This is a genomic window from Chryseobacterium taichungense (assembly GCF_900109935.1).
GTDB lineage: Bacteria > Bacteroidota > Bacteroidia > Flavobacteriales > Weeksellaceae > Chryseobacterium > Chryseobacterium taichungense.
Map to the genome: position 1 here is coordinate 257,695 of NZ_FOBV01000006.1, position 20,912 is coordinate 278,606.

17 protein-coding genes are annotated in these 20,912 nt (G+C 35.9%); 11 read left to right on the forward strand and 6 right to left on the reverse strand.

The window, feature by feature from the left end:
* Window positions 1-6: 6 nt before the first annotated feature.
* From BMW64_RS14465 to ileS, 5 genes are all read right to left on the reverse strand, one after another.
* On the reverse strand, window positions 7-645 hold the full coding sequence (locus tag BMW64_RS14465; protein ID WP_090000666.1) for a lipoprotein signal peptidase: 639 nt from the start codon (window positions 643-645) through the stop codon (window positions 7-9).
* Complete coding sequence (locus tag BMW64_RS14470) at window positions 645-836, reverse strand: DUF2683 family protein (protein WP_089858127.1); 192 nt, start codon at window positions 834-836, stop codon at window positions 645-647. The genes BMW64_RS14465 and BMW64_RS14470 overlap by 1 nt, the downstream gene beginning before the upstream one ends.
* 15 nt (window positions 837-851) lie before the next feature.
* Entirely contained in the window at window positions 852-1,097 is a 246-nt protein-coding gene (locus tag BMW64_RS14475; RefSeq protein WP_090000667.1) for a DUF6576 domain-containing protein, read from the reverse strand.
* Between the two features lie 81 nt (window positions 1,098-1,178).
* On the reverse strand, window positions 1,179-1,559 hold the full coding sequence (locus BMW64_RS14480) for a TraR/DksA family transcriptional regulator (protein WP_027378898.1): 381 nt from the start codon (window positions 1,557-1,559) through the stop codon (window positions 1,179-1,181).
* A gap of 53 nt (window positions 1,560-1,612) precedes the next feature.
* Window positions 1,613-5,083 (reverse strand): isoleucine--tRNA ligase, encoded by a 3,471-nt coding sequence (gene ileS, locus BMW64_RS14485; RefSeq protein WP_090000668.1) that lies wholly within the window; start codon window positions 5,081-5,083, stop codon window positions 1,613-1,615.
* 538 nt (window positions 5,084-5,621) lie between these two features.
* On the opposite strand from ileS, the gene BMW64_RS14490 reads away from it, so the two are divergent.
* Together BMW64_RS14490 and BMW64_RS14495 are read left to right on the forward strand one after the other, a co-directional pair.
* The gene (locus tag BMW64_RS14490; protein ID WP_090000669.1) at window positions 5,622-6,914 is read left to right on the forward strand and encodes a flexirubin biosynthesis putative acyl-CoA ligase FlxY; all 1,293 of its coding nucleotides are present in this window, start codon (window positions 5,622-5,624) and stop codon (window positions 6,912-6,914) included.
* A gap of 42 nt (window positions 6,915-6,956) precedes the next feature.
* Window positions 6,957-7,556 carry a hypothetical protein gene (locus BMW64_RS14495; RefSeq protein WP_090000670.1) on the forward strand — a complete coding sequence of 200 codons (600 nt, stop codon included), beginning with the start codon at window positions 6,957-6,959 and terminating at the stop codon, window positions 7,554-7,556.
* Between the two features lie 32 nt (window positions 7,557-7,588).
* Here BMW64_RS14495 and BMW64_RS14500 read toward each other — a convergent pair whose 3' ends face one another.
* Entirely contained in the window at window positions 7,589-8,833 is a 1,245-nt protein-coding gene (locus BMW64_RS14500) for an NAD(P)/FAD-dependent oxidoreductase (RefSeq protein ID WP_090000671.1), read from the reverse strand.
* 98 nt (window positions 8,834-8,931) lie between these two features.
* On the opposite strand from BMW64_RS14500, the gene BMW64_RS14505 reads away from it, so the two are divergent.
* From BMW64_RS14505 to BMW64_RS14545, 9 genes are all read left to right on the forward strand, one after another.
* On the forward strand, window positions 8,932-10,452 hold the full coding sequence (locus BMW64_RS14505; protein WP_090000672.1) for a flexirubin biosynthesis tyrosine ammonia-lyase FlxA: 1,521 nt from the start codon (window positions 8,932-8,934) through the stop codon (window positions 10,450-10,452).
* A gap of 71 nt (window positions 10,453-10,523) precedes the next feature.
* Complete coding sequence (gene fabG / locus BMW64_RS14510) at window positions 10,524-11,255, forward strand: flexirubin biosynthesis SDR family reductase FlxB (RefSeq protein WP_090000673.1); 732 nt, start codon at window positions 10,524-10,526, stop codon at window positions 11,253-11,255.
* Window positions 11,256-11,391: 136 nt separating this feature from the next.
* The gene (locus BMW64_RS14515) at window positions 11,392-12,612 is read left to right on the forward strand and encodes a beta-ketoacyl-[acyl-carrier-protein] synthase family protein (RefSeq protein WP_090000674.1); all 1,221 of its coding nucleotides are present in this window, start codon (window positions 11,392-11,394) and stop codon (window positions 12,610-12,612) included.
* Window positions 12,613-12,616: 4 nt separating this feature from the next.
* Entirely contained in the window at window positions 12,617-12,871 is a 255-nt protein-coding gene (locus tag BMW64_RS14520) for an acyl carrier protein (protein ID WP_090000675.1), read from the forward strand.
* Window positions 12,872-12,956: 85 nt separating this feature from the next.
* A complete protein-coding gene (locus tag BMW64_RS14525; RefSeq protein WP_090000676.1) occupies window positions 12,957-13,841 on the forward strand; it encodes an LpxL/LpxP family acyltransferase in 885 nt (294 codons plus the stop codon).
* A 199-nt stretch (window positions 13,842-14,040) separates the two neighbouring features.
* On the forward strand, window positions 14,041-15,579 hold the full coding sequence (locus BMW64_RS14530; RefSeq protein WP_090000677.1) for a phytoene desaturase family protein: 1,539 nt from the start codon (window positions 14,041-14,043) through the stop codon (window positions 15,577-15,579).
* Window position 15,580: 1 nt separating this feature from the next.
* Window positions 15,581-17,332: a C45 family autoproteolytic acyltransferase/hydolase gene (locus BMW64_RS14535; RefSeq protein ID WP_090000678.1), complete on the forward strand. Its 1,752-nt coding sequence runs from the start codon at window positions 15,581-15,583 to the stop codon at window positions 17,330-17,332.
* Between the two features lie 225 nt (window positions 17,333-17,557).
* Window positions 17,558-18,652 (forward strand): hypothetical protein, encoded by a 1,095-nt coding sequence (locus BMW64_RS14540; protein WP_090000679.1) that lies wholly within the window; start codon window positions 17,558-17,560, stop codon window positions 18,650-18,652.
* A 29-nt stretch (window positions 18,653-18,681) separates the two neighbouring features.
* Window positions 18,682-20,694: an FG-GAP-like repeat-containing protein gene (locus BMW64_RS14545; protein WP_090000680.1), complete on the forward strand. Its 2,013-nt coding sequence runs from the start codon at window positions 18,682-18,684 to the stop codon at window positions 20,692-20,694.
* Window positions 20,695-20,912: the final 218 nt, after the last annotated feature.

Below are 20,912 nucleotides of genomic sequence, written 5' to 3' on the forward strand. Positions count from 1 at the left end.
AATTCTTTAAAATTCCAACCCGTTCGGGAAAGCTTTTTTTCTGAAAATTAATAATAATGCGGCGCCCACCGTAATCGCTGAGTCGGCAACATTAAAAATATACTTAAAAAATTCAATATGTTTTCCTCCGATCAAAGGCCAGCTTTCAGGAACATTCCAGTCTACAAGGGGAAAATGGAGCATGTCAACCACGCAGCCTTTCATAAAAGTAGAATAACCCTCACCGAAATTTGTAAAATGGGAAATGCCGCCGTAGCCTATCCATCGGTCAATACTTTGATCATATACGGTACCGCTGTCGAAAATTAAGCCGTAAAACATTCCGTCAATCAGATTTCCGATCGCTCCTGCAAAGATCATCGCCATTGGGATCAGAAGATAGTTGGATTCTCCACGCTGTAACCATTTTTTGAACAAATAGATCATTCCGCCAATCAGAAAAATTCTTACAATAACCAGGAAATATTTACCAATTACGCCTCCGAAATGAAGACCGTACGCCATTCCCGGATTTTCTACAAAAGTAAGTCTGAACCCCGGAAATACAGAAATACTGTCATTAAGCTCAAAGTGTGTTTTTACGTAGATTTTTGATATCTGATCAATCAGCAAAATAAGAAAAGTGACAAATACTATCTTTTTCATTACAGTCCTTTTGGTTTTGAAGGTTTTCCTATCTTTTCATTTTTCTTGTCAACGATTTTCTTGATCGTTTTCTGATTGTGATGCGTATTCTTGGTATGGAATTTCTCGAACTTAATGTTCATTTCCTTTAAAACGCTTTTCAGTGCGTTTAGTTCCATTGCATTTTTAGTGTGTACAATAATGGATTCCACTTTTTTAAGTTTAAGTTATTTTTTTGACAGCTCATCAAGCCTTTTTCTTTCTTTGGGAGACAGATCATTGATTCCGTTTTTGCCCATTTTGCTTAAAAGCCGGTCGATTTCTTTTTCCCTGTCGCGTTTATCAGAATTAAACTGATCATCGATTGTATAGTTTCGGTGTTTGTCAGGAAAAAACCTGTCCCTTATCTGGTCTCTGTTGAAAAAAACCAGAATGGCTATTACAATAATGATTACAATTACCAATTCGCTCATGGATATATACTAAAAATTAGGTTTATAAAGTATTTGTCAAAAATACAATATAAACCCAAATTTATTTGATAAACCTTTCGGTTATTTCTGCATATTTTTCGCTTCGATGCTCAGCGTAGCATGAGGAACAGCCAAAAGTCTTTCTTTAGGAATCAGCTTTCCTGTAACTCTGCAAACCCCGTATGTTTTATTTTCAATTCTTATCAGAGCGTTCTTAAGATCACGGACGAATTTTTCCTGTCTTCCTGCCAAAATAGAATTCTGTTCTTTGCTTAACGTTTCAGCACCTTCTTCAAACGCCTTAAACGTCGGTGAAGTATCATCGGTACCATTATTCTGATCATTAATGAAACTTTCTCTAATAAGTTTCAGATCATTTTCTGCTTTTTCTATTTTTTCCTTAATGATGGCTTTAAATTCTTGCAAATCTGCATCACTGTATCTTACTCTTTCGTCTGACATAATCATTTTCTCTTTTTTAATAAAATTATGAAATGGAATTTGAAAAACAATAACTATATGTTAATTTTTTCAACATTTATCTTAAAATTAACCTCATCTATTTCGATTTCGTTAAAATTTAAAAGTGAAGATACAATTTCTATTTTATTTGACAAGACCTCGGATGAAATATATTCTTCATTTTTCTTGATGTCATTGATAAACGGAGAATTTTCTTCAATAAAAATATTTATCCTGTCGGTCAGCTCAAAATCTTTATCTTTTCTAAGATTCTGAATTCTGTTGATAAATTCTCTTGCAATACCTTCAGATTTTAACTCATCTGTTAGCTTCAAATCTAGTGCCACAGTCGTTTTACCGTCGGAAGTTACCGTCCATCCCGGGATGTCTTTTGTAGAAATTTCAACATCTTCAATTGTAATTTCATAACCTTGGATGTCTAATTTTCCTTCTTTTTCAAGCGTAGAAATCTGTTCAGTATCAAAATTGGAAATTTCTCCACCAACCATTTTCATGTCTTTTCCTAATTTAGGACCTAGCGCTTTGAAATTTGGTTTTATCTGTTTTACAATAAGATGCGCCGCTTCTTCTGCGTTAATTAACTGAATTTCTTTAACGTTTACTTCCTGTTTGATCAATTCAGAAACCGCAGAAATCTGCTCTTCTGTTTTTAAATCCAAAACCGGAATTAAAACTTTCTGTAAAGGCTGACGAACTTTTACATTTTCTTTCTTTCTCAACGAGAAAACCATACTTGTAATGTTCTGTGCTAAATGCGTTTTTTCAACCAAATCTTGATCGATAAGACTTTCATCAGCAACAGGGAAATTTGTCAGATGGATCGATTCTGCGGTTTCTTTTCCAGTTACTTTATTTAAATCCTGGTATAATTGATCCATAAAGAAAGGAGCGATAGGTGCAGATAGTTTGGCAACCGTTTCAAGACAAGTATATAAAGTCTGATAAGCTGAAATTTTATCTTCAGAATAATCTCCTTTCCAGAAACGTCTTCTGCATAATCTTACGTACCAGTTTGATAGATTATCATTCACAAAAGTATTGATAGCTCTGGCCACTTTTGTCGGCTCATAATCTTCGTAGAAAGCTTTAACTTCTTTGATTAATAAATTTAATTCAGACAAAATCCATCGGTCGATTTCCGGTCTGTTTTCAATTTCTTTTTCAGAATAATTGAATCCGTCAACATTCGCATACAATGCAAAGAATGAATAGGTATTATAAAGTGTTCCGAAGAATTTTCTTCTCACTTCATCAATTCCTTCGATGTCAAATTTGAGATTTTCCCAAGGATTTGCGTTCGATATCATATACCAGCGTGTTGCATCCGGACCGTAAACAGCAAGTGTTTCAAACGGGTCTACAGCATTGCCTAAACGTTTTGACATTTTCTGTCCGTTTTTATCCAAAACAAGACCGTTACTCATTACATTTTTATAAGCCACCGAATCAAAAACTGCCGTTCCGATTGCATGAAGCGTATAGAACCAACCACGAGTCTGGTCAACACCTTCCGCAATGAAGTCAGCAGGAAATGCCTTATTTGTATCAATTAATTCTTTATTTTCAAAAGGATAATGCATTTGTGCATACGGCATAGCACCAGAATCAAACCAAACGTCAATCAGGTCGCTTTCACGTTTCATTGGTCTTCCTGAATCGGAAACTAAGATGACCTTGTCAACTACATTTTTATGTAGGTCAACCAATTCGTAATTGGATTCAGACATATTTCCGATGATAAAACCTTTGAAAGGATTTTCTTTCATTAATCCTGCTTCAACGGATTTTTCGATCTCATTATATAATTCTTCTACAGAACCGATGATCTTTTCTTCAATTTGCCCTGCGGCGGCATCTGTTCTCCAGATCGGCAATGGGATTCCCCAATATCTTGAACGGGAAAGGTTCCAGTCGTTTACGTTTTCCAACCAGTTGGCGAAACGGCCTTCTCCCGTAGCTTTTGGCTTCCAGTTGATTTCTTTGTTTAAATCTACTAGTTTGTCTTTCACAGCAGTCATTTTCACAAACCATGAATCCAACGGATAATATAATAGAGGCTCATCTGTTCTCCAGCTGTGCGGATATGAGTGGACGTATTTTTCTACTTTGAAAGCCTTGTTTTCTTTTCTTAATTTTAAAGCAATTCTTTCATCAACAGAAAGATAAGTTTTCAGATCTGAAATGATCGACTTGAGATTTTCCTTCTGAATTTTCAATTCCGCAACTTTTTCTGCTTCACTAAGGTATTCTCCTTTTACATATTCATTCGCAAAACCGTATATTTCATCGCTTACCTGTGGTAAAAATCTTCCCTGTAAATCTACCAGTGGAACAGGATTTCCGTTTTTATCCAGAACAAGCATTGGCGGAACTTCAGGAGTTGCATCTTTAGCCACTTTCGCATCATCAGCTCCGAAAGTAGGTGCTGTGTGAACGATACCTGTTCCGTCTTCCGTTGTTACGAAGTTTCCTGAAATTACTCTGAAAGCATTTTCCGGGTTTTGCTGAGGTTTAGCATAATCTAAAAGTTGTTCATATTTAATTCCAACCAGATCAGCACCTTTAAATTCTGCTAAAATCTGATAAGGAATAACTTTACTTTCTGAAGTGTAATTTGCGAAATCTTCTTCTGTACCTGCACTGTATTTTTTTGCAAACTGTTTCCCAATTAAAGCTTTCGCCAAAACTACATTTACCGGTTCAAAAGTATATTGATTGAACGTTTTAACCAAAACATAATCGATTTTCGGGCCTACTGTCAACGCTGTATTGGAAGGTAACGTCCACGGAGTTGTCGTCCATGCTAAGAAATGTACATCCCCAAAACCTTGTAAAAATGATGGTAACGTTTCAGGTAATGTTTTAAACTGTGCTACCACCGTGGTGTCAGAAACATCACGATAAGCTCCCGGTTGGTTGACTTCGTGGGAAGAAAGTCCGGTTCCTGCTTTTGGAGAATACGGCTGGATGGTGTAGCCTTTGTACAATAATCCTTTATCGTACAATTGCTTCAACAGCCACCAAACGGTCTCCATGTATTTCGATTTGTACGTGATATACGGATCATCGAGATCAACCCAATATCCGATCTTTTCGGTAAGGTTGTTCCAGACGTCAGTGTAACGCATTACTGCTTCACGGCACGCTTTATTATAATCTTCAATTGAAATTTTATTGCCAATATCTTCTTTAGTGATTCCTAATTCTTTTTCCACACCAAGCTCTACCGGAAGTCCATGCGTGTCCCAACCCGCTTTACGGAAAACCTGCTTTCCGTTCTGGGTCTGATAACGACAGAAAATATCCTTCAACGCTCTGGCCATAACGTGGTGAATTCCGGGCATACCGTTTGCGGAAGGCGGACCTTCATAAAAAACAAATTCAGGCTGCCCCTCACGAATCTCAACACTTTTATTGAAAGTTTTGTTCTGTTTCCAGAATTCCGCGATGTTCTCGGCTACGTCAATAAGATTGAGGTTTTTGTACTCTTTAAATTGGCTCATTGTAATATATCAATATCGTTGATTAATTAAGTTGGCAAATTTACTAAAATTTACCGGTTTATAATATATGTTTTATTTTGAGACTTCCAATTAAAAAGTTCTTTTTCAGGAAATAAAAATAAAGGTGGATGGTCAGTTGTGAATGGGTCAATTTTTAAAATGGATTTATTGGACATGTTATGGAAAATCTCAGTATCAATAGGAGCGGGCTTTAGCCCGCTTTTAGATTGTAACCGCGCGCATTGGTTTTAACCCAAACTTATTTTTCCTTGAGATTTAAATGCGAACTATTTGAGTTTCTATATATTTTAAGAGGCAAAGAGTTAATTAACAATCTGATTTGATGAAGCTTTGTTTTCACGTTTCGCGCAGCAAATTTATTTGCCTTTGCCATCTTGAATCAACATTACAATAACTAAATCTTTGCGTTTACATTAAAATGCGATTATGTATGAATTCACAACGGAATTTAATTTTTAAATTTTTAATCATTCAATCTTTAATTTTAAATAAATTTGTCCTCTAAAAATAACAACCATTGGAATTCTATCCATCCATCGAAAGAGCAGAAATTCAGGAAATAAAAAAGTTTCAGGAGCAAAAACTTCAGGAGCTTTTGGTGTATCTTGAAAACAATTCACCTTTTTATCAGAGGCTATTCAAAGAAAACAACATCAGGATTGCCGATATCCGAACGTTGGAAGATTTACAGAAAATCCCGGCAACGACGAAAAATGATATTCAGCAGCATAATAATGATTTTTTCTGTGTTACTCCCGACAAAATTGTGGATTACAGCACAACATCAGGAACGTTGGGTGATCCTGTAACCTTCGGGTTATCAGATAATGATCTGGAAAGGTTGGCTTATAACGAAGCTATTTCCTTTGCCTGCGCGGGAATTCAAAAAGGAGATGTGGTGCAGATGATTACAACGATCGACAAACGGTTCATGGCCGGACTGGCTTACTTTTTAGGGTTAAGAAAAATGGGCGCCAGCGTCGTAAGAATGGGGCCAGGAATTCCTGAATTGCAATGGGATTCAATTTTCAGATATAAGCCAAAATATTTAATTACCGTTCCGTCATTTCTTTTAAAAATGATTGATTATGCCGAGAAACACGGAATTGATTATAAAAATTCCAGTGTTTACGGTGCTGTTTGCATTGGAGAAAGTATCAAGAATCAGGATTTTACCGATAATATTTTATCTCAGAAAATTAAAGAAAAATGGAATATTAAATTATTTTCAACGTATGCTTCAACGGAAATGAGTACAGCTTTCACAGAATGCGAGGAGCAGATCGGTGGCCATCAGCATCCGGAACTCATCATCACAGAAATTCTTGACGACGAGGGAAATTTGGTTAAGGAAGGCGAAAGCGGAGAATTAACAATTACAACATTAAGTGTTGAAGCGATCCCTTTATTAAGATTCAAAACAGGAGATATTGTAAAAGCACATTATGAGCCTTGTGCGTGCGGAAGAAATACGATGAGACTCGGGCCTGTGATCGGAAGAAAACAGCAGATGATCAAATATAAAGGAACCACGTTGTATCCGCCGGCAATGAATGATATTTTAAATGATTTCAACAATATTCTGTGCTATCAGATCGTTATCCGGTCGAATGAAATTGGTTTGGATGAAATTATCATTAAAATCAGCACCGACAGCGATTCGGAAAATTTTGTAAATGAGGTAAGAGATCATTTCCGTGCAAAATTAAGGGTAAGCCCAAAAATTGAAATCGTTGAATTTGATGTTTTGTCTAAAATTGTTTTCAATCCGAACAGCAGGAAACCGATTACATTTACAGATCTTCGATAAATCTTCATTTCAAAAAAAACTTTAAAATTAAATTTATAAACTATGAAAAAATTGCTATTGGTCTTTTTGATCTTCTTAACTGGTGTTGTATATGCACAAAAAATGAAAGTTATTTCCGGAAATTTCGACTTTCTTAAAGGAGAGAAGGAGCTGAATTTGCAGATGGATTACAGTCATATTAAATTTTATAAAGAAAATATGGATGAAGCGGCATATATTGCCAAACAGGAAAAAGATATTCGGAAAGCCAATAAAAGCCCTGAAGAATTTGAAGTATGGAAGAAGGATTGGGAATATTCTAAAAATACTCAATTTGTAGATAAGTTTCTGGCTTCTATGAATAAAAATACAGATATTAGAACTTCAGTGGACAATCAATCTGCAAAATATACCTTGTTAGTAGAAACTGTATGGATCTATCCAGGATGGTTCGCTGGTGTAATGAATCAGCCATCAAAGTTGAGTACTGTTTTAAAATTCGTCGAAAAATCAGATCCATCTAATGTTTTATTAGAGATTGAAAGTAAGAACGCTCCTGGTGACAATTTCGTAGGATTGCCGAATAATAATGACAGGATTTCCGAGGGATATGCAAAAACGGCAAAAACATTGGCCCGTATGATAGAAAAGAAAATAAAATAAAAAATCCGCTTCCCGTTTAAGGAAGCGGATTTTTATGCTTGTTCTTTTTCTTTTTTAATAAATTCTGCAAGATTTTTTATCGCAGTATCATGTATTCTTACAAAAGTATTTTTTTTGTCCCATACATAACCCGCGAGTACCGCACAGATTTTTCGTTTTACATCTGGATTTTCCGGTTGATGAAAAAATAATTCCTGAAGATTCCCGGTATACCATTCTTTTACATAGGTTGTGAAAACATCAACGCCGTATAAAATGTAGTCCGAATATTCTTTTTGCCAGTCGATTTTTTCGCCATTCAGTTGTCTTAAGGCTAATTTTGCCGCCAGCATTCCTGATTCTGTTGCAAAAGCCATCCCCGAAGAAAAAACAGGATCAAGAAATTCCGAAGCATTTCCCGTTAAAGCAAAACCGTCTCCAAAAAGGCTTTTTACTGAGCAGGAGTAATCTTTCAAATGCTTTGGTTCAAAAAGAAACTCTACATCCCCAAAACGTTTTACATAATAATCCGAAAGAGAAATGGCTTTTCTTAACGCTTCTGCAGTATCACCATTTTCAGATAGTTTATCAATAAATTCAGTCGGCCCTACAATTCCTACACTCGTATTTCCGTTGGAAAAAGGAATTACCCAAAGCCAGACTTCCGTTTCAATGATATCAAAAGAGATCAATGTTCCTTCCGTGCCTTCTTCTCGGTTGATATCTTTTACGTGAGAAAAAATGGCGGAGTGGGGAGATAATTTTGAAGGTTTTTCTAAGTCTAAAAGTCTAGGCAACACTCTTCCGTAACCACTTGAGTCAATCACGAATTTAGCGTGTATTTCTTTTGTTTCTCCGTTTTTGTTTTTTACGGTAGTTACAGAATCTGTTCCATTGAATTCAATACCGATAACTTCCGTTTCAAATTCAAGATCAATTCCTTTTCTGATCACTTCCTGAGCAAGAACATCGTCAAAATCTGCTCTGGGAACCTGCCAGGTCCAGTCCCAGCCTTCTCCGAATTTATTACTGAAATCAAAAATGCAGACTTCATCGCCTCTTAAAAAACGTGCTCCCAGTTTCTTTTCAAAACCCATTTTATCAAGCGCAGGAAATAATCCTGCTTCATCAAAATGATCCATAACACGCGGAATAAGGCTTTCCCCGACAACCAGTCTCGGAAATTTCGTCTTTTCAACAACTTTTACGTTGACGTTGTTCTTCTTTAAATATGAAGAAGATACGCATCCGGACGGGCCGGCGCCGATTACAAGTACGTCAACAAACTCTTTGCTCATCTTTGATTTTTTATTTTATAAATAACTTCTATCTTTGCCGCAAAATTAATGACAATTAATTAATAATAACAAAATTATCATATTATTACTTTTAATTAATGAAAATAAATAGCTTTTTAGAACTGAAAGACTTTAAAAAAGTCATTATTGAAAAAGAAAAAATTGAACTCGATGAAACGCTTCTTACCAGAGTGGATGAAAGTTTTCAGTTTTTGAAAGAGTTTTCAAAGAATAAAGTAATATATGGTGTGAATACCGGTTTTGGACCGATGGCACAGTTCAAAATCAGTGATGAAGATACGCATCAGCTTCAGTATAATCTGATCAGAAGCCATTCTTCCGGTATGGGAAATCCGCTTCCGGCTGACGAGGCAAAAGCTTGTATGCTGGCACGATTGAATACATTATCTCTGGGGAAATCTGGAGTGCATCATTCTGTTGTGAAACTACTTAAAGAGTTAATAAACAGAGATATTACGCCGTTGATTTTCGAACACGGGGGTGTCGGGGCAAGCGGAGATTTGGTACAATTGGCTCACCTGGCTTTGGTTTTAATCGGTGAAGGTGAAGTTTTTTATAAAGGTGAAAGAAAACCGACCAAGGAAGTTTTCGAAATTGAGGGTTTAGAACCGATCCATGTTGAAATACGTGAAGGCCTGGCTTTAATGAACGGAACTTCTGTGATGTCAGGAATTGGTGTTGTTAATGCTCATAAAGCCAATCAATTAACTGATATTTCTGTTAAATTATCATGTGCTATTAATGAAATTGTTCAGGCGTATGATGATCATTTGTCGGAAGTTTTAAATGGAACAAAACTTCACGCAGGACAGCAGAAAATTGCAGAAAAAATGCGTGCCCACTTGTCTGATAGTAAATTAATCAGAAAAAGAGCAGATCATTTATATACCCACTTTGAAGAGCAGGAAAAAGTTTTCAAAGAAAAAGTTCAGGAATATTACTCTTTACGATGCGTTCCACAGATTTTAGGACCTGTTTTAGATACGCTTGAGTATACGGAAAAAGTATTGGAGAATGAGATCAATTCAGCGAATGATAATCCGATTATTAACGTTGAAGATCAGCATGTTTATCATGGAGGAAACTTTCACGGAGATTATATTTCCTTGGAAATGGATAAACTGAAAATTGTTGTTACCAAACTGACAATGTTGGCAGAAAGGCAATTGAATTATCTTTTAAATTCTAAAATCAATGAAATTTTACCGCCTTTTGTAAATTTGGGTAAATTAGGCTTTAATTTCGGGATGCAGGGTGTTCAGTTTACGGCAACTTCTACGACGGCCGAAAGTCAGATGCTGTCAAATTCCATGTATGTTCACAGTATTCCTAATAATAATGATAATCAGGATATTGTAAGCATGGGGACAAATGCAGCTGTGATCTGTAGAAAAGTTATTGAAAATGCTTTTGAAGTGCTGACGATTGAAGCGATTACCATTGTTCAGGCGATTGAATATCTTGGTTTTCAGGATAAAGTTTCGACCGCAACGAAGGAATTGTATGACGAAATAAGAAGCATCATTCCGGCATTTTCCAATGATATGGTGATGTATCCGTATCTGGAAGAGGTGAAAAAATATTTAAAGACCATGTAATTTTTAACTGAGATCAGTTGTCTTTTAAATAATATAAAATTAAAAACAAAAACTAACATATAACGCAACACATGAAATGTGCAATCATCACAGGTGGCTCTAGGGGAATTGGAAGGGCAATCTGTATAAAACTGGCAGAAGAAAAAAATTATCATATTCTGATAAATTATACTTCAAACGAAGCAGCAGCAAAGGAAACATTGGCTAAAGTTGAAGAATTGGACTCTACAGGCGAGATCCTGAAATTTGATGTAGGAAATGCAGAGGAAACCCAAAAAGTTTTAACAGAGTGGCAGGAAAACAATCCAAAAGCAATTGTAGAAGTTATTGTAAATAATGCCGGAATTACCAGAGACGGATTGTTCATGTGGATGCCAAGTGAGGATTGGAACGCTGTGATTAACACCAGTTTAAATGGCTTTTTCAATGTGACCAATTTCTTTATTCAAAAACTGTTGCGTAATAAATACGGCAGAATCATCAATATGGTTTCTGTTTCCGGAGTAAAGGGAACAGCAGGACAAACCAATTATTCTGCGGCAAAAGGGGCTTTGGTCGGTGCTACAAAAGCGTTGGCACAGGAAGTGGCAAAAAGAAATATCACCGTAAATGCGGTAGCTCCGGGATTCATTAAAACAGATATGACCCAGGAATTCAATGAAGATGAATTAAAGGTGATGATTCCTGCTAACAGATTTGGTGAAGCAGAAGAAGTTGCTGATCTGGTTGCATTCTTAGCTTCAAAAAAATCATCGTACATTACCGGTGAAGTAATTAATATTAACGGAGGAATCTACTCGTAAATAGTATAACAATGTAACAGTCTAACAACGTAACAATCAAAATGTTTAAAATACAATCCCGTTTACTAGAGGATTAGATTAAAAATTGTTACAAAATTGTTACACTATTACATTGGTAAATTGTTACATTTAATACATGGAAAATAGGGTTGTCATTACCGGAATGGGAATTTATTCCTGCATCGGAACTTCTTTGGAAGAGGTGAAAGAATCTTTATTTCAGGGAAAATCCGGTATTTATTTAGTGGATGAAAGAAAAGAGTTTGGTTTCAGGTCCGGATTAACGGGTGTGGTTCCAAGACCGGATTTAAAGAATCTTTTGAGCCGCAGACAGCGTGTAAGCATGGGCGAGGAAAGCGAATATGCATACGTTGCAACACTTGATGCTTTAAAGCAGGCAAATATAGACCAGGAATTTTTAGACCGGCACGAAGTCGGAATTTTATACGGAAACGACAGTGTTTCTCAGGCAGTTGTTGAATCTATCGACATTGCAAGAGAGAAAAAAGATACTACTTTAATGGGCTCAGGAGCGATTTTCAAATCCATGAACTCTACCGTAACGATGAATCTTTCCACCATTTTTAAATTGAGAGGGATCAATTTGACCATCAGTGCGGCGTGTGCGAGCGGTTCTCATTCTTTAGGACTGGCTTTCATGATGATTAAAAACGGCTTTCAGGATATGATTGTGTGTGGAGGCGCACAGGAAACCAACAAATATTCCATGGCAAGCTTTGATGGATTGGGCGTTTTTTCTGTAAGAGAAGATGAGCCTACAAAAGCTTCGCGGCCTTTCGATTCCGGGAGAGACGGTTTGATTCCAAGCGGAGGCGCAGCAACCTTAATTGTCGAAAGTCTTGAATCTGCACAGAAAAGAGGTGCCAATATTATTGCAGAGATTGTTGGTTACGGTTTTTCTTCAAACGGTGGTCATATTTCAACACCGAATGTTGACGGCCCGGCTTTGGCAATGGACAGAGCTTTGAAACAGTCAGGTTTAACGGCAAAAGAGATTGATTATATTAATGCACATGCGACTTCTACGCCAATCGGTGATGCCAATGAAGCAAAAGCGATTTATGAAATCTTTGGTAATGAAGTTCCGGTGAGTTCTACAAAATCAATGACAGGCCATGAATGCTGGATGGCAGGAGCCAGTGAGGTTATTTATTCTATTCTAATGATGCAGAATGATTTTATTGCACCGAATATTAATCTGGAAAATCCTGACGATGAAGCAAAAAAGATAAATTTGATCGCTGAAACAAAAAGTCAAAAAATTGACGTATTTTTGTCGAATTCTTTCGGATTTGGGGGAACCAATTCCGCATTAATCGTTAAAAAATTTAATTAAAAACATGGAAAGGGAAAAAATTGTTGCGATCGTCAACGACTTTTTAGTCAATGAATTCGAAGTAGACGGCGATGAGATCAGCAATGATGCAAATCTGAAAACAACACTGGGCTTAGACAGCTTAGATTATATCGATATGGTAGTCGTGATCGAATCCAATTTCGGGGTAAAATTAGGCGAGGCAGATTTTAAAAAAATGGTCACGTTTGATGATTTCTATTCGACTATTGAAAATAAAATCATTGAAAAAAACGCATAAAATAATCTAACAATACATCAATCTGTAATTTATCAATGTTAAATATTGTTACATTGTTAGAATGATACATTGCTAAATTAATGTTATGAACAAGTGGAAAGGTAAATCTAAAGGGACGATTTTGGGCTACAGAATATTCGTCTGGTGTATTAGAAATATTGGAATCCGGAGTTCATATGTTGTGCTTTATTTCGTAGCGGCCTATTATTTTATCTTTGAAAAAAAGAGTAACCGGTATATTTCATATTACTTCACAAAAAGACTGCACTATAGTTTCTGGAAAACCAAGATTTCTGTATTTAAAAGTTATTTTACTTTTGGAAAGGTTCTTATCGACAAAACCGCAATTTCAGCTGGTTTAAGAGAAAATTATACCTATGAATTTGATGGAATTGAAAATCTCAGGAATCTTTTAGCCGAAAAAAAAGGTGGTGTGCTTATCAGTGCACATATCGGAAACTTTGAAATTGCAGAACATTTTTTTGCCGATATCGATTTTGATACTCAGATTAATTTAGTGACAACAGATCAGGAAGTGACGGTCATAAAGGAGTATCTTGAAAGTGTTTCCGTAAAAGAAAGCACAGTGAAATTCATTTATGTAAAAGATGATATGTCGCATATCTTCGAAATTAATGAAGCGCTATCCAAAAATGAGCTCATCTGTTTCACCGGCGACCGTTATTTTGAAGGATCTAAATTTTTAGAAGGAAATTTATTGGGAAAAACGGCGAAATTTCCGGCCGGCCCGTTTCTTATTGCTTCAAGATTGAGTGTTCCTGTGGTATATGTATACGTGATGAAAGAGAAAAATCTGCATTATCATTTGTATGCAAAAGTCGCACAGAATGTGAAAAAACGCGATGCCCAGGGACTTTTAAATTCGTACACTGAAAATCTGGAATCCATGATTAAAAAATATCCGCTTCAATGGTTCAATTATTTTGATTTTTGGGATGATATTGATTAAATTTCCTACTTTTACTTCCGTAAAAACTAATATTTAACTCAAATATTAAGGTTTAGAATTATTATTTGGTTGAGTGTCGTGATTGCTCCGCATCGTTTGTCATTCCGCAGGAACCTGAAACAATGTTGAGATGCTTTCAACATGACAGAAAACAATTGATTCTAAATTCTTAGCTTTAAAAGAAAACCCATCTTCTCCTTTGAAAAAACAATTTGACATACTTGTAATCGGCAGCGGATTGGGAGGTCTTGTTTCGGCTCTTATTTTAGCGAAAGAAGGTCGGAACGTTTGTGTTCTGGAAAAAAATAACCAATACGGAGGAAATCTACAGACTTTCTCCAGGGATAAGCTGATTTTCGATACAGGAGTTCACTATTTAGGTGGCCTCTCGGAAGGGCAGAATCTTTACCAGTTTTTTTCCTATCTGGATATCATAGATGAGCTGAAGCTGCAGAAGATGGATGAGGACGGATATGATAAAATTACTTTCGGAGATGATGAAATCGAATATCCTCACGCACAGGGTTTTGAAAATTTTGTAAAGCAATTATCCGTATATTTCCCGGAGGAAAAAGAAAATCTGGAAAACTACTGTGAAGAAATTCAACGGGTTTGCAGCCAGTTTCCGAGGTATAATGTTGTTGGAAAAGATCATTACAATGAAGAAATTCTCCACTTAAATACCAAAAGATTTATTGAATCGATTACCCCAAACGAGAAATTGCAGGCCGTGTTATTAGGTTCCAATTTTTTATATGCCGGTGATTCGGAAAATGTGCCTTTTTATGTGCATGCGCTGACGGTCAATTCCTATATTCAAAGTGCTTACAAATGTATAAATGGGGGGAGCCAGATCTCAAAATTACTCATTCGCAAACTTCGTGAACACGGTGCTGAGGTTCACAAACACGCTGAGGTTTCAGAATTTATCTTTAATGAAAATAATATTTTAACGGGTGTCAGAACAAACGCAAGGAAAGAATATTTTGCAGAAAAGTTTATTTCCAATATAGAAATTCGTTCAACAATAAAATTGATTGGTGAAGATCGTTTAAAAAAGTCATTTTTAAACCGGATACTGAGTTGGGATCCCGGCCCTTCATGTTTTAGTGTGTATTTTGTTCTGAAACCTAAGAAAATTCGCAATTTCAATTATAATATTTATCATTTTTCATCTGAAGAAATGATTTGGAATGCCTATCAGTATAATAAAAATGAATGGCCGCAAACTTATATGCTGTCTTCTACCCGGTCGAAGCATGATACTGAATTTGCAGAAAGTCTCACTGCCATTTCTTATATGGATTTTGAAGAAGTAAAAGAATGGGAAAATACATTTAATACGGTTACAGATGAACAGAAAAGGGGAGAATTATATGATCTTTTTAAAGCAGAGAAAGCAGAAAAAATGATAACTGCACTGGAAAAGAAAATTCCTGATTTAAGAGATTGTATTAAAAGGATTTATACATCTTCACCGCTGTCATACCGCGATTACATCGGAAGCGTCAACGGAAATATGTACGGCTACAGCAAAAGCTCCGAAAATCCTCTGAAAACAATGGTTTCTCCAAGAACCAAAATTGATAATCTGTTTCTTACAGGACAATCTGTTAATATGCACGGTATTTTGGGTTGTACCATTGGTGCATTCAATACCTGTGCAGAGATTGTAGGGAAAGAGCTGATAGATAAAAGATTAACCCAATTTATTAACAAAAATAAAAGTGAGAAATAATATGCAGTTTGTCATTCTGAATACAGAACGCCGTTCTGAGAAGGATAAGGAAGAATCTAAATTAAAAATAGATTCCTTTTTTCGTAATGCCAGATATTTCATTTTGTTATTTCTCAGCCTCAACCTTATTCTTAGTCTTACTTCATGCGGCGTAAGAAAATCCATAAAACACCTTCCTGATGTACAACAATATTCTCTTGAGATTCCAGAAGTGCATAAAATCAACGACTCAACATTTAGCTTTCATGAAAATTATTTAACGAAAAACAGACAAGGCCTCTGGGAATTGTATGTTAAAGGAAATCCATTGCAGTTAGGTTATAATAACGGAGCTTTAACACAAAGTCTGATGCAGAAGCAGGAAAAAATCTTCTTTTCAAAAGTTGAAGGTTTTGTTCCTTCAAAGTTTAAACAAAATTTGTTGAGAGGTTTTCTGAAATGGTATAACCGTAAAATGTATCTTAATGTAAGAGAAGACTATCAGGCAGAACTTTACGGATTGTCCCGGTATTCCTCTGATGAATATAATTTTATCGCGCCAAAATATCTCCGCAATCTCTATCTGCACGGTGCTCACGATATCGGCCATGCGATGCAGGATTTAATGATGGTAGGCTGCACATCATTGGCTGTATGGAACGAAAATACAGAAGACGGAGAGCTGCTGATCGGGAGAAACTTTGATTTTTATGTGGGAGATGATTTCGCAGAAAATAAATTGGTTGAATTTGTAGAGCCTGAAGATGGAATTCCTTATATGTCCGTCGCGTGGCCGGGAATGATCGGAGTGGTTTCAGGAATGAATAAAGAAGGGATTACTGTTACAATCAACGCCGGAAAATCTAAGATTCCGCTAACGGCTAAAACACCTATTTCTCTTGTAACAAGGGAAATTTTGCAGTATGCTACAACTATTGACGAAGCGATTGCCATTGCAAAAAAAAGAAAAGTTTTTGTTTCGGAATCTATTCTGGTAGGAAGTGCGAATGATAAAAATGCGGTAATCATTGAGGTTTCTCCGGGTAATTTTGGAGTGTACAAGGTTGAAAATACAAGCAAGGTGTTTTGCACCAATCATTTCCAGTCGGAGGCTTACCAAAATGATAAAAGAAACAAGAAACATATTTTGGAGAGCCATTCCGAATACCGTTACGAAAAGCTACAGGAACTTTTACAGGAAAATAAAAAGCTCAATCCCGAAAAAATGGCCGCTATTTTAAGGGATAAGTCAGGACTGAAAGGCAAAAAAATTGGATACGGCAACGAAAAAGCAATCAATCAGTTGCTGGCACATCACGCGGTGATCTTTTCTCCTCAGAAAAAGCTTGTCTGGGTTTCTGCTAATCCTTATCAATTAGGAGAATTTGTATGTTATGATTTGAATGAAATTTTTTCTGATAAAAGACTGGAAAACGAAAAATTTTCAAAATCTGAATTAAATATTCCGAAGGATCCTTTTTTAGATTGTAAAGAATATGAAAATTACGAACAGTACAAAATGATGAGCTCAAAAGTAAATAAAGCTATTGATGGAGAAGAAACTATTACAGATGATTTTATTCCATACTATCAATCTTTAAACCCTGATTTCTGGCTTGTTTATTATCAGGCAGGAAAATATTATTTCAATAAGAAAGAATATTCTAAAGCAAAAACTGAATTTGAAACAGCTTTAGCTAAAGAAATCACTACAATTCCGGACAGAAAAAATATAGAAAAATATTTGCATAAAGCAGTTAATAAATTGAAATAAGCTTTACGATATTTTGAAATTAAATCATTCTTGTTTTGGTTGTTTTTATTAACTGAATTTTTGTTAGAATTTTTATTTTGTAATCTATAAGCTTGTTTTAACAAATTAAATACCTAGAAAAGTATTGTATTTTACGTATTTTTAACTATAATTATGATTTTATTGATAAAAATTTGTTTTTGATTAGATTTATTATTTATATTCGTTTCCTTAAATTGTTAATGAATGAGAAAAATCTACTTGCTGTATTTATTTTGTTTTCTGACTATATTTTCCTGTAAAAGCGATGAGAAAATCGAAAGCATAGAAACTGAAAGTTCTTTTGTTAATTTTAATATTGATGCAGTTCCGTATGCAAAATTATCAACGTATATGTTTTTTACAGGAGATCTGAAAAATCTGCAACCTAATACCAAAGTTATTCCTTATGAACCTGCCAGTTCATTGTTTACAGATTATGCTTTAAAAAAGAGATTTATCTGGATGCCAGGAGGTACGAAGGCAAATTATGACGCAGATGATAAAATATTAAATTTTCCTGTTGGCACCGTTCTTATAAAAAACTTTTATTACAGTACGATACAACCGGGAAATGCTACGAAAATCATTGAAACACGTTTAATGATCAAAAAATCAACTGGTTGGATTTTTGCAGAATATCTCTGGAATGATGCTCAGACAGAAGCAGAACTTGTAACCGGAGGAAATTTTGCAAGCGGAAGCTCTAAAAATATTTCATTTAAAAAGGAAAACGGGGAAATCATTACTACCGATTACAGAATTCCTTCAGAAACCGAATGTCTTGCCTGTCATAAATTAGATAATAAACCAATTCCGATCGGTGTAAAACCTCAAAATATAAACGTAACTTACAATTATCCTAATGGGATTAAAAATCAATTACAAAAATTGGTAGAAGAGGGTTATCTGCAAAGTTATCCTTCCAACATTACTTCTACCGTGAACTATAAAGATACCAGCAAACCTTTGGATATTCGTCTGAGATCTTATCTTGATATCAACTGTGCCCATTGTCATCAGGACAACGCAAGATGTGACTACCGGGCCATACGTTTAAGCTTCAGTCAGACATCAAACCTGACCAAATTGGGTGTTTGTTTAACGGCAGATGAGCCACTTAGCCCAACTTTAGAAAGAATTATTACACCTGGAAATCCTGCCAAATCGGTGATGCATTTCAGATTGAGCTCTATCAATGAAAATAACAGAATGCCACTGCTGGGAAGAACCATCGTACACGATGAGGGTGTTGAACTTTTAACACAATGGATTTCTTCATTAAATCAAACTTGTCCATAAATAATTAATAATAACAAAACTTTTAATTCATGAAAAAAATATTCCCCTTTTTTGTATTGTTATTGAATAGCGCATGGGTGGCTGCACAATTGACCTGTGCCACAGCAGCTACTATAGATATAGGAACAACTACCGCCCCGAATGTTACGGGCGATGCACCCGCAACAGCCTGCTCATTAGGCGCCCCCGGAACAAAAGGTTTGTGGTATAAATATACGCCTACACAAAATAAGACAATTAAAGTTGTTACTTCAGCTGCAGGGCAAAGTGTTGATACACGTCTGATCGTATTTACGGGAAACTGTGGTAATCTAAGTTGCATTGCGGCAAACGATGATTATACAGGAGCATTTTCTCAGGTAACCTTTAATGCAGTTGCAGGGACAACTTATTATATTGTATTTGATAATAAATTCTCTTCATTAGGTTTTAATATTACACTTTCCGAAGTGGTGGCTGTTCCGGACCGTTTGTCTTTTGTAGCGCAACCGGTATCTGTAGCCGGAACTTATAATAATTGTGTTGTAGATATGAATGCGGACTATCTTGATGATATTGTCTCTGTAGTAGATGCTACGCACGTTGTAATTTCTTATCAATTGCCTGGTGGCGGCTTTAATAATGTATCTTATACGGTTCCTTCTACGATCATAACCCCTTCGTGGAGCATTGCAGCGGGAGATTATGATAACAATGGTTTTAACGATCTTATCTATGGTTCTGGTAGCGGAGTTGCTTTTTTAAAGGCTAATTCTACCGGTACGGGATTCACTTCCGACAGAAAATCACAATCGTTTTTGGTACAGAGAACCAATTTCGTAGATATCAATAATGACGGAAGGCTGGATGCTTTTGTTTGTGATGATAATGCGCCAAACAGATATTATATAAATGATGGCACAGAGATGAATCATAATCAGGGTGGATTAGGAGATTTCCCATCCGGAGGGAATTACGGTTCTATATGGATCGATTATGATAACGACGGAGATATGGATCTATACATAGCGAAATGTAGTGGAGGAGGCTCAGGACCCGGAGGAAATATTGATGAGCTTCACCGAAATAATGGTAACGGAACTTATACGAATGTTGCAGCTGCCGCAAATATGGCAAATCCTACTCAGACATGGTCTTCTGCATGGGGAGATTTCAATAATGATGGCTGGATGGATGCAGTGGTAGGAATCAATTCTACAAGCAATGGTTTGAGTAGAGTGATGAAGAATAACGGTGACGGAACATTTACAGATAAATCGGCAGGTTCAGGCTATGATACTACAAATGCACTAAGTAGAGAATATGTAGCGCATGATTTTGATAATGACGGATTCTTAGATGTGCTGGGAGCAGGAAGTAACATTATGTTTGGCAATGGTGATTTTACATTTACACCCAATCCTACACCTTACAATCTCGGCTACTATGATCGTCCTATCGGGGATTTAAATAACGACGGATTCCTGGATATTCAGAATGGAAATGTCATCATGATGAATGTCGGAAATACAAATAAATGGCTGAAAGTAACTCTGAAAGGAACCCAGAGTAACAAAAACGGGATCGGTGCCAGGGTGGAAATATATGGGTCATGGGGGAAACAAATCAGAGATGTACAAAGTGGAACCGGATTTGGAAACATGAGTACATTGAATGTTCATTTCGGAATTGGTCAGGCTACAGCCATTACAAAAGTTATTGTAAGATGGCCTTCAGGAGTGGTGGATGTGATAAATAATGTGACACCAAACACAACCCTGAATGTTGTCGAAGGATCATTCCTGAATACAAAAGAAGTACAGGAAGCCCAAGAGATGCTTACCATATATCCTAATCCTGCACATGATATGGTGTATTTTAAATCTCAGAAAGATTTTATTCCGGTTGAAGCTAAAATATATGATCTTACCGGAAGACTTGTATTACAAACTAAAATTGAACGCGATTCAATTTCTGTAAAAGAACTTAATGCAGGGAACTATATGCTGGTTTTAACAGACAAAAATGGAAAAATACAGTCACAGAAATTAACGGTAAAATAGAACACACTAAGATTAATTAAAATAATTACTGCAAGGTCAAATGGCTTTGCAGTTTTTTTTAATTAAAACTTGTTTAAACTAATTTCAGAATTTTAAAGTTTTCAAAAGAATAAAAATCGAAGATTTTTTTAAGCTATTGTAACCTTTTTCATTTGTAATTATCAACTTTAAATAAAAGTTGAGCTTCCCTTTTGCAACTTTTGCGGTTATATAAAAGT

Excerpts from the sequence above, each read along its gene's own strand:
- BMW64_RS14495 (WP_090000670.1), top strand. The coding sequence starts at position 6,957 with ATGAAAAAATTGCTATTGGTCTTTTTGATCTTCTTAACTGGTGTTGTA.
- BMW64_RS14505 (WP_090000672.1), top strand. The coding sequence starts at position 8,932 with ATGAAAATAAATAGCTTTTTAGAACTGAAAGACTTTAAAAAAGTCATT.
- BMW64_RS14540 (WP_090000679.1), top strand. The coding sequence starts at position 17,558 with ATGAGAAAAATCTACTTGCTGTATTTATTTTGTTTTCTGACTATATTT.
- BMW64_RS14500 (WP_090000671.1), bottom strand. The coding sequence starts at position 8,833 with ATGAGCAAAGAGTTTGTTGACGTACTTGTAATCGGCGCCGGCCCGTCC.
- BMW64_RS14515 (WP_090000674.1), top strand. The coding sequence starts at position 11,392 with ATGGAAAATAGGGTTGTCATTACCGGAATGGGAATTTATTCCTGCATC.
- ileS (WP_090000668.1), bottom strand. The coding sequence starts at position 5,083 with ATGAGCCAATTTAAAGAGTACAAAAACCTCAATCTTATTGACGTAGCC.
- BMW64_RS14525 (WP_090000676.1), top strand. The coding sequence starts at position 12,957 with ATGAACAAGTGGAAAGGTAAATCTAAAGGGACGATTTTGGGCTACAGA.
- BMW64_RS14465 (WP_090000666.1), bottom strand. The coding sequence starts at position 645 with ATGAAAAAGATAGTATTTGTCACTTTTCTTATTTTGCTGATTGATCAG.
- BMW64_RS14545 (WP_090000680.1), top strand. The coding sequence starts at position 18,682 with ATGAAAAAAATATTCCCCTTTTTTGTATTGTTATTGAATAGCGCATGG.
- BMW64_RS14535 (WP_090000678.1), top strand. The coding sequence starts at position 15,581 with ATGCAGTTTGTCATTCTGAATACAGAACGCCGTTCTGAGAAGGATAAG.
- fabG (WP_090000673.1), top strand. The coding sequence starts at position 10,524 with ATGAAATGTGCAATCATCACAGGTGGCTCTAGGGGAATTGGAAGGGCA.
- BMW64_RS14520 (WP_090000675.1), top strand. The coding sequence starts at position 12,617 with ATGGAAAGGGAAAAAATTGTTGCGATCGTCAACGACTTTTTAGTCAAT.
- BMW64_RS14475 (WP_090000667.1), bottom strand. The coding sequence starts at position 1,097 with ATGAGCGAATTGGTAATTGTAATCATTATTGTAATAGCCATTCTGGTT.
- BMW64_RS14480 (WP_027378898.1), bottom strand. The coding sequence starts at position 1,559 with ATGTCAGACGAAAGAGTAAGATACAGTGATGCAGATTTGCAAGAATTT.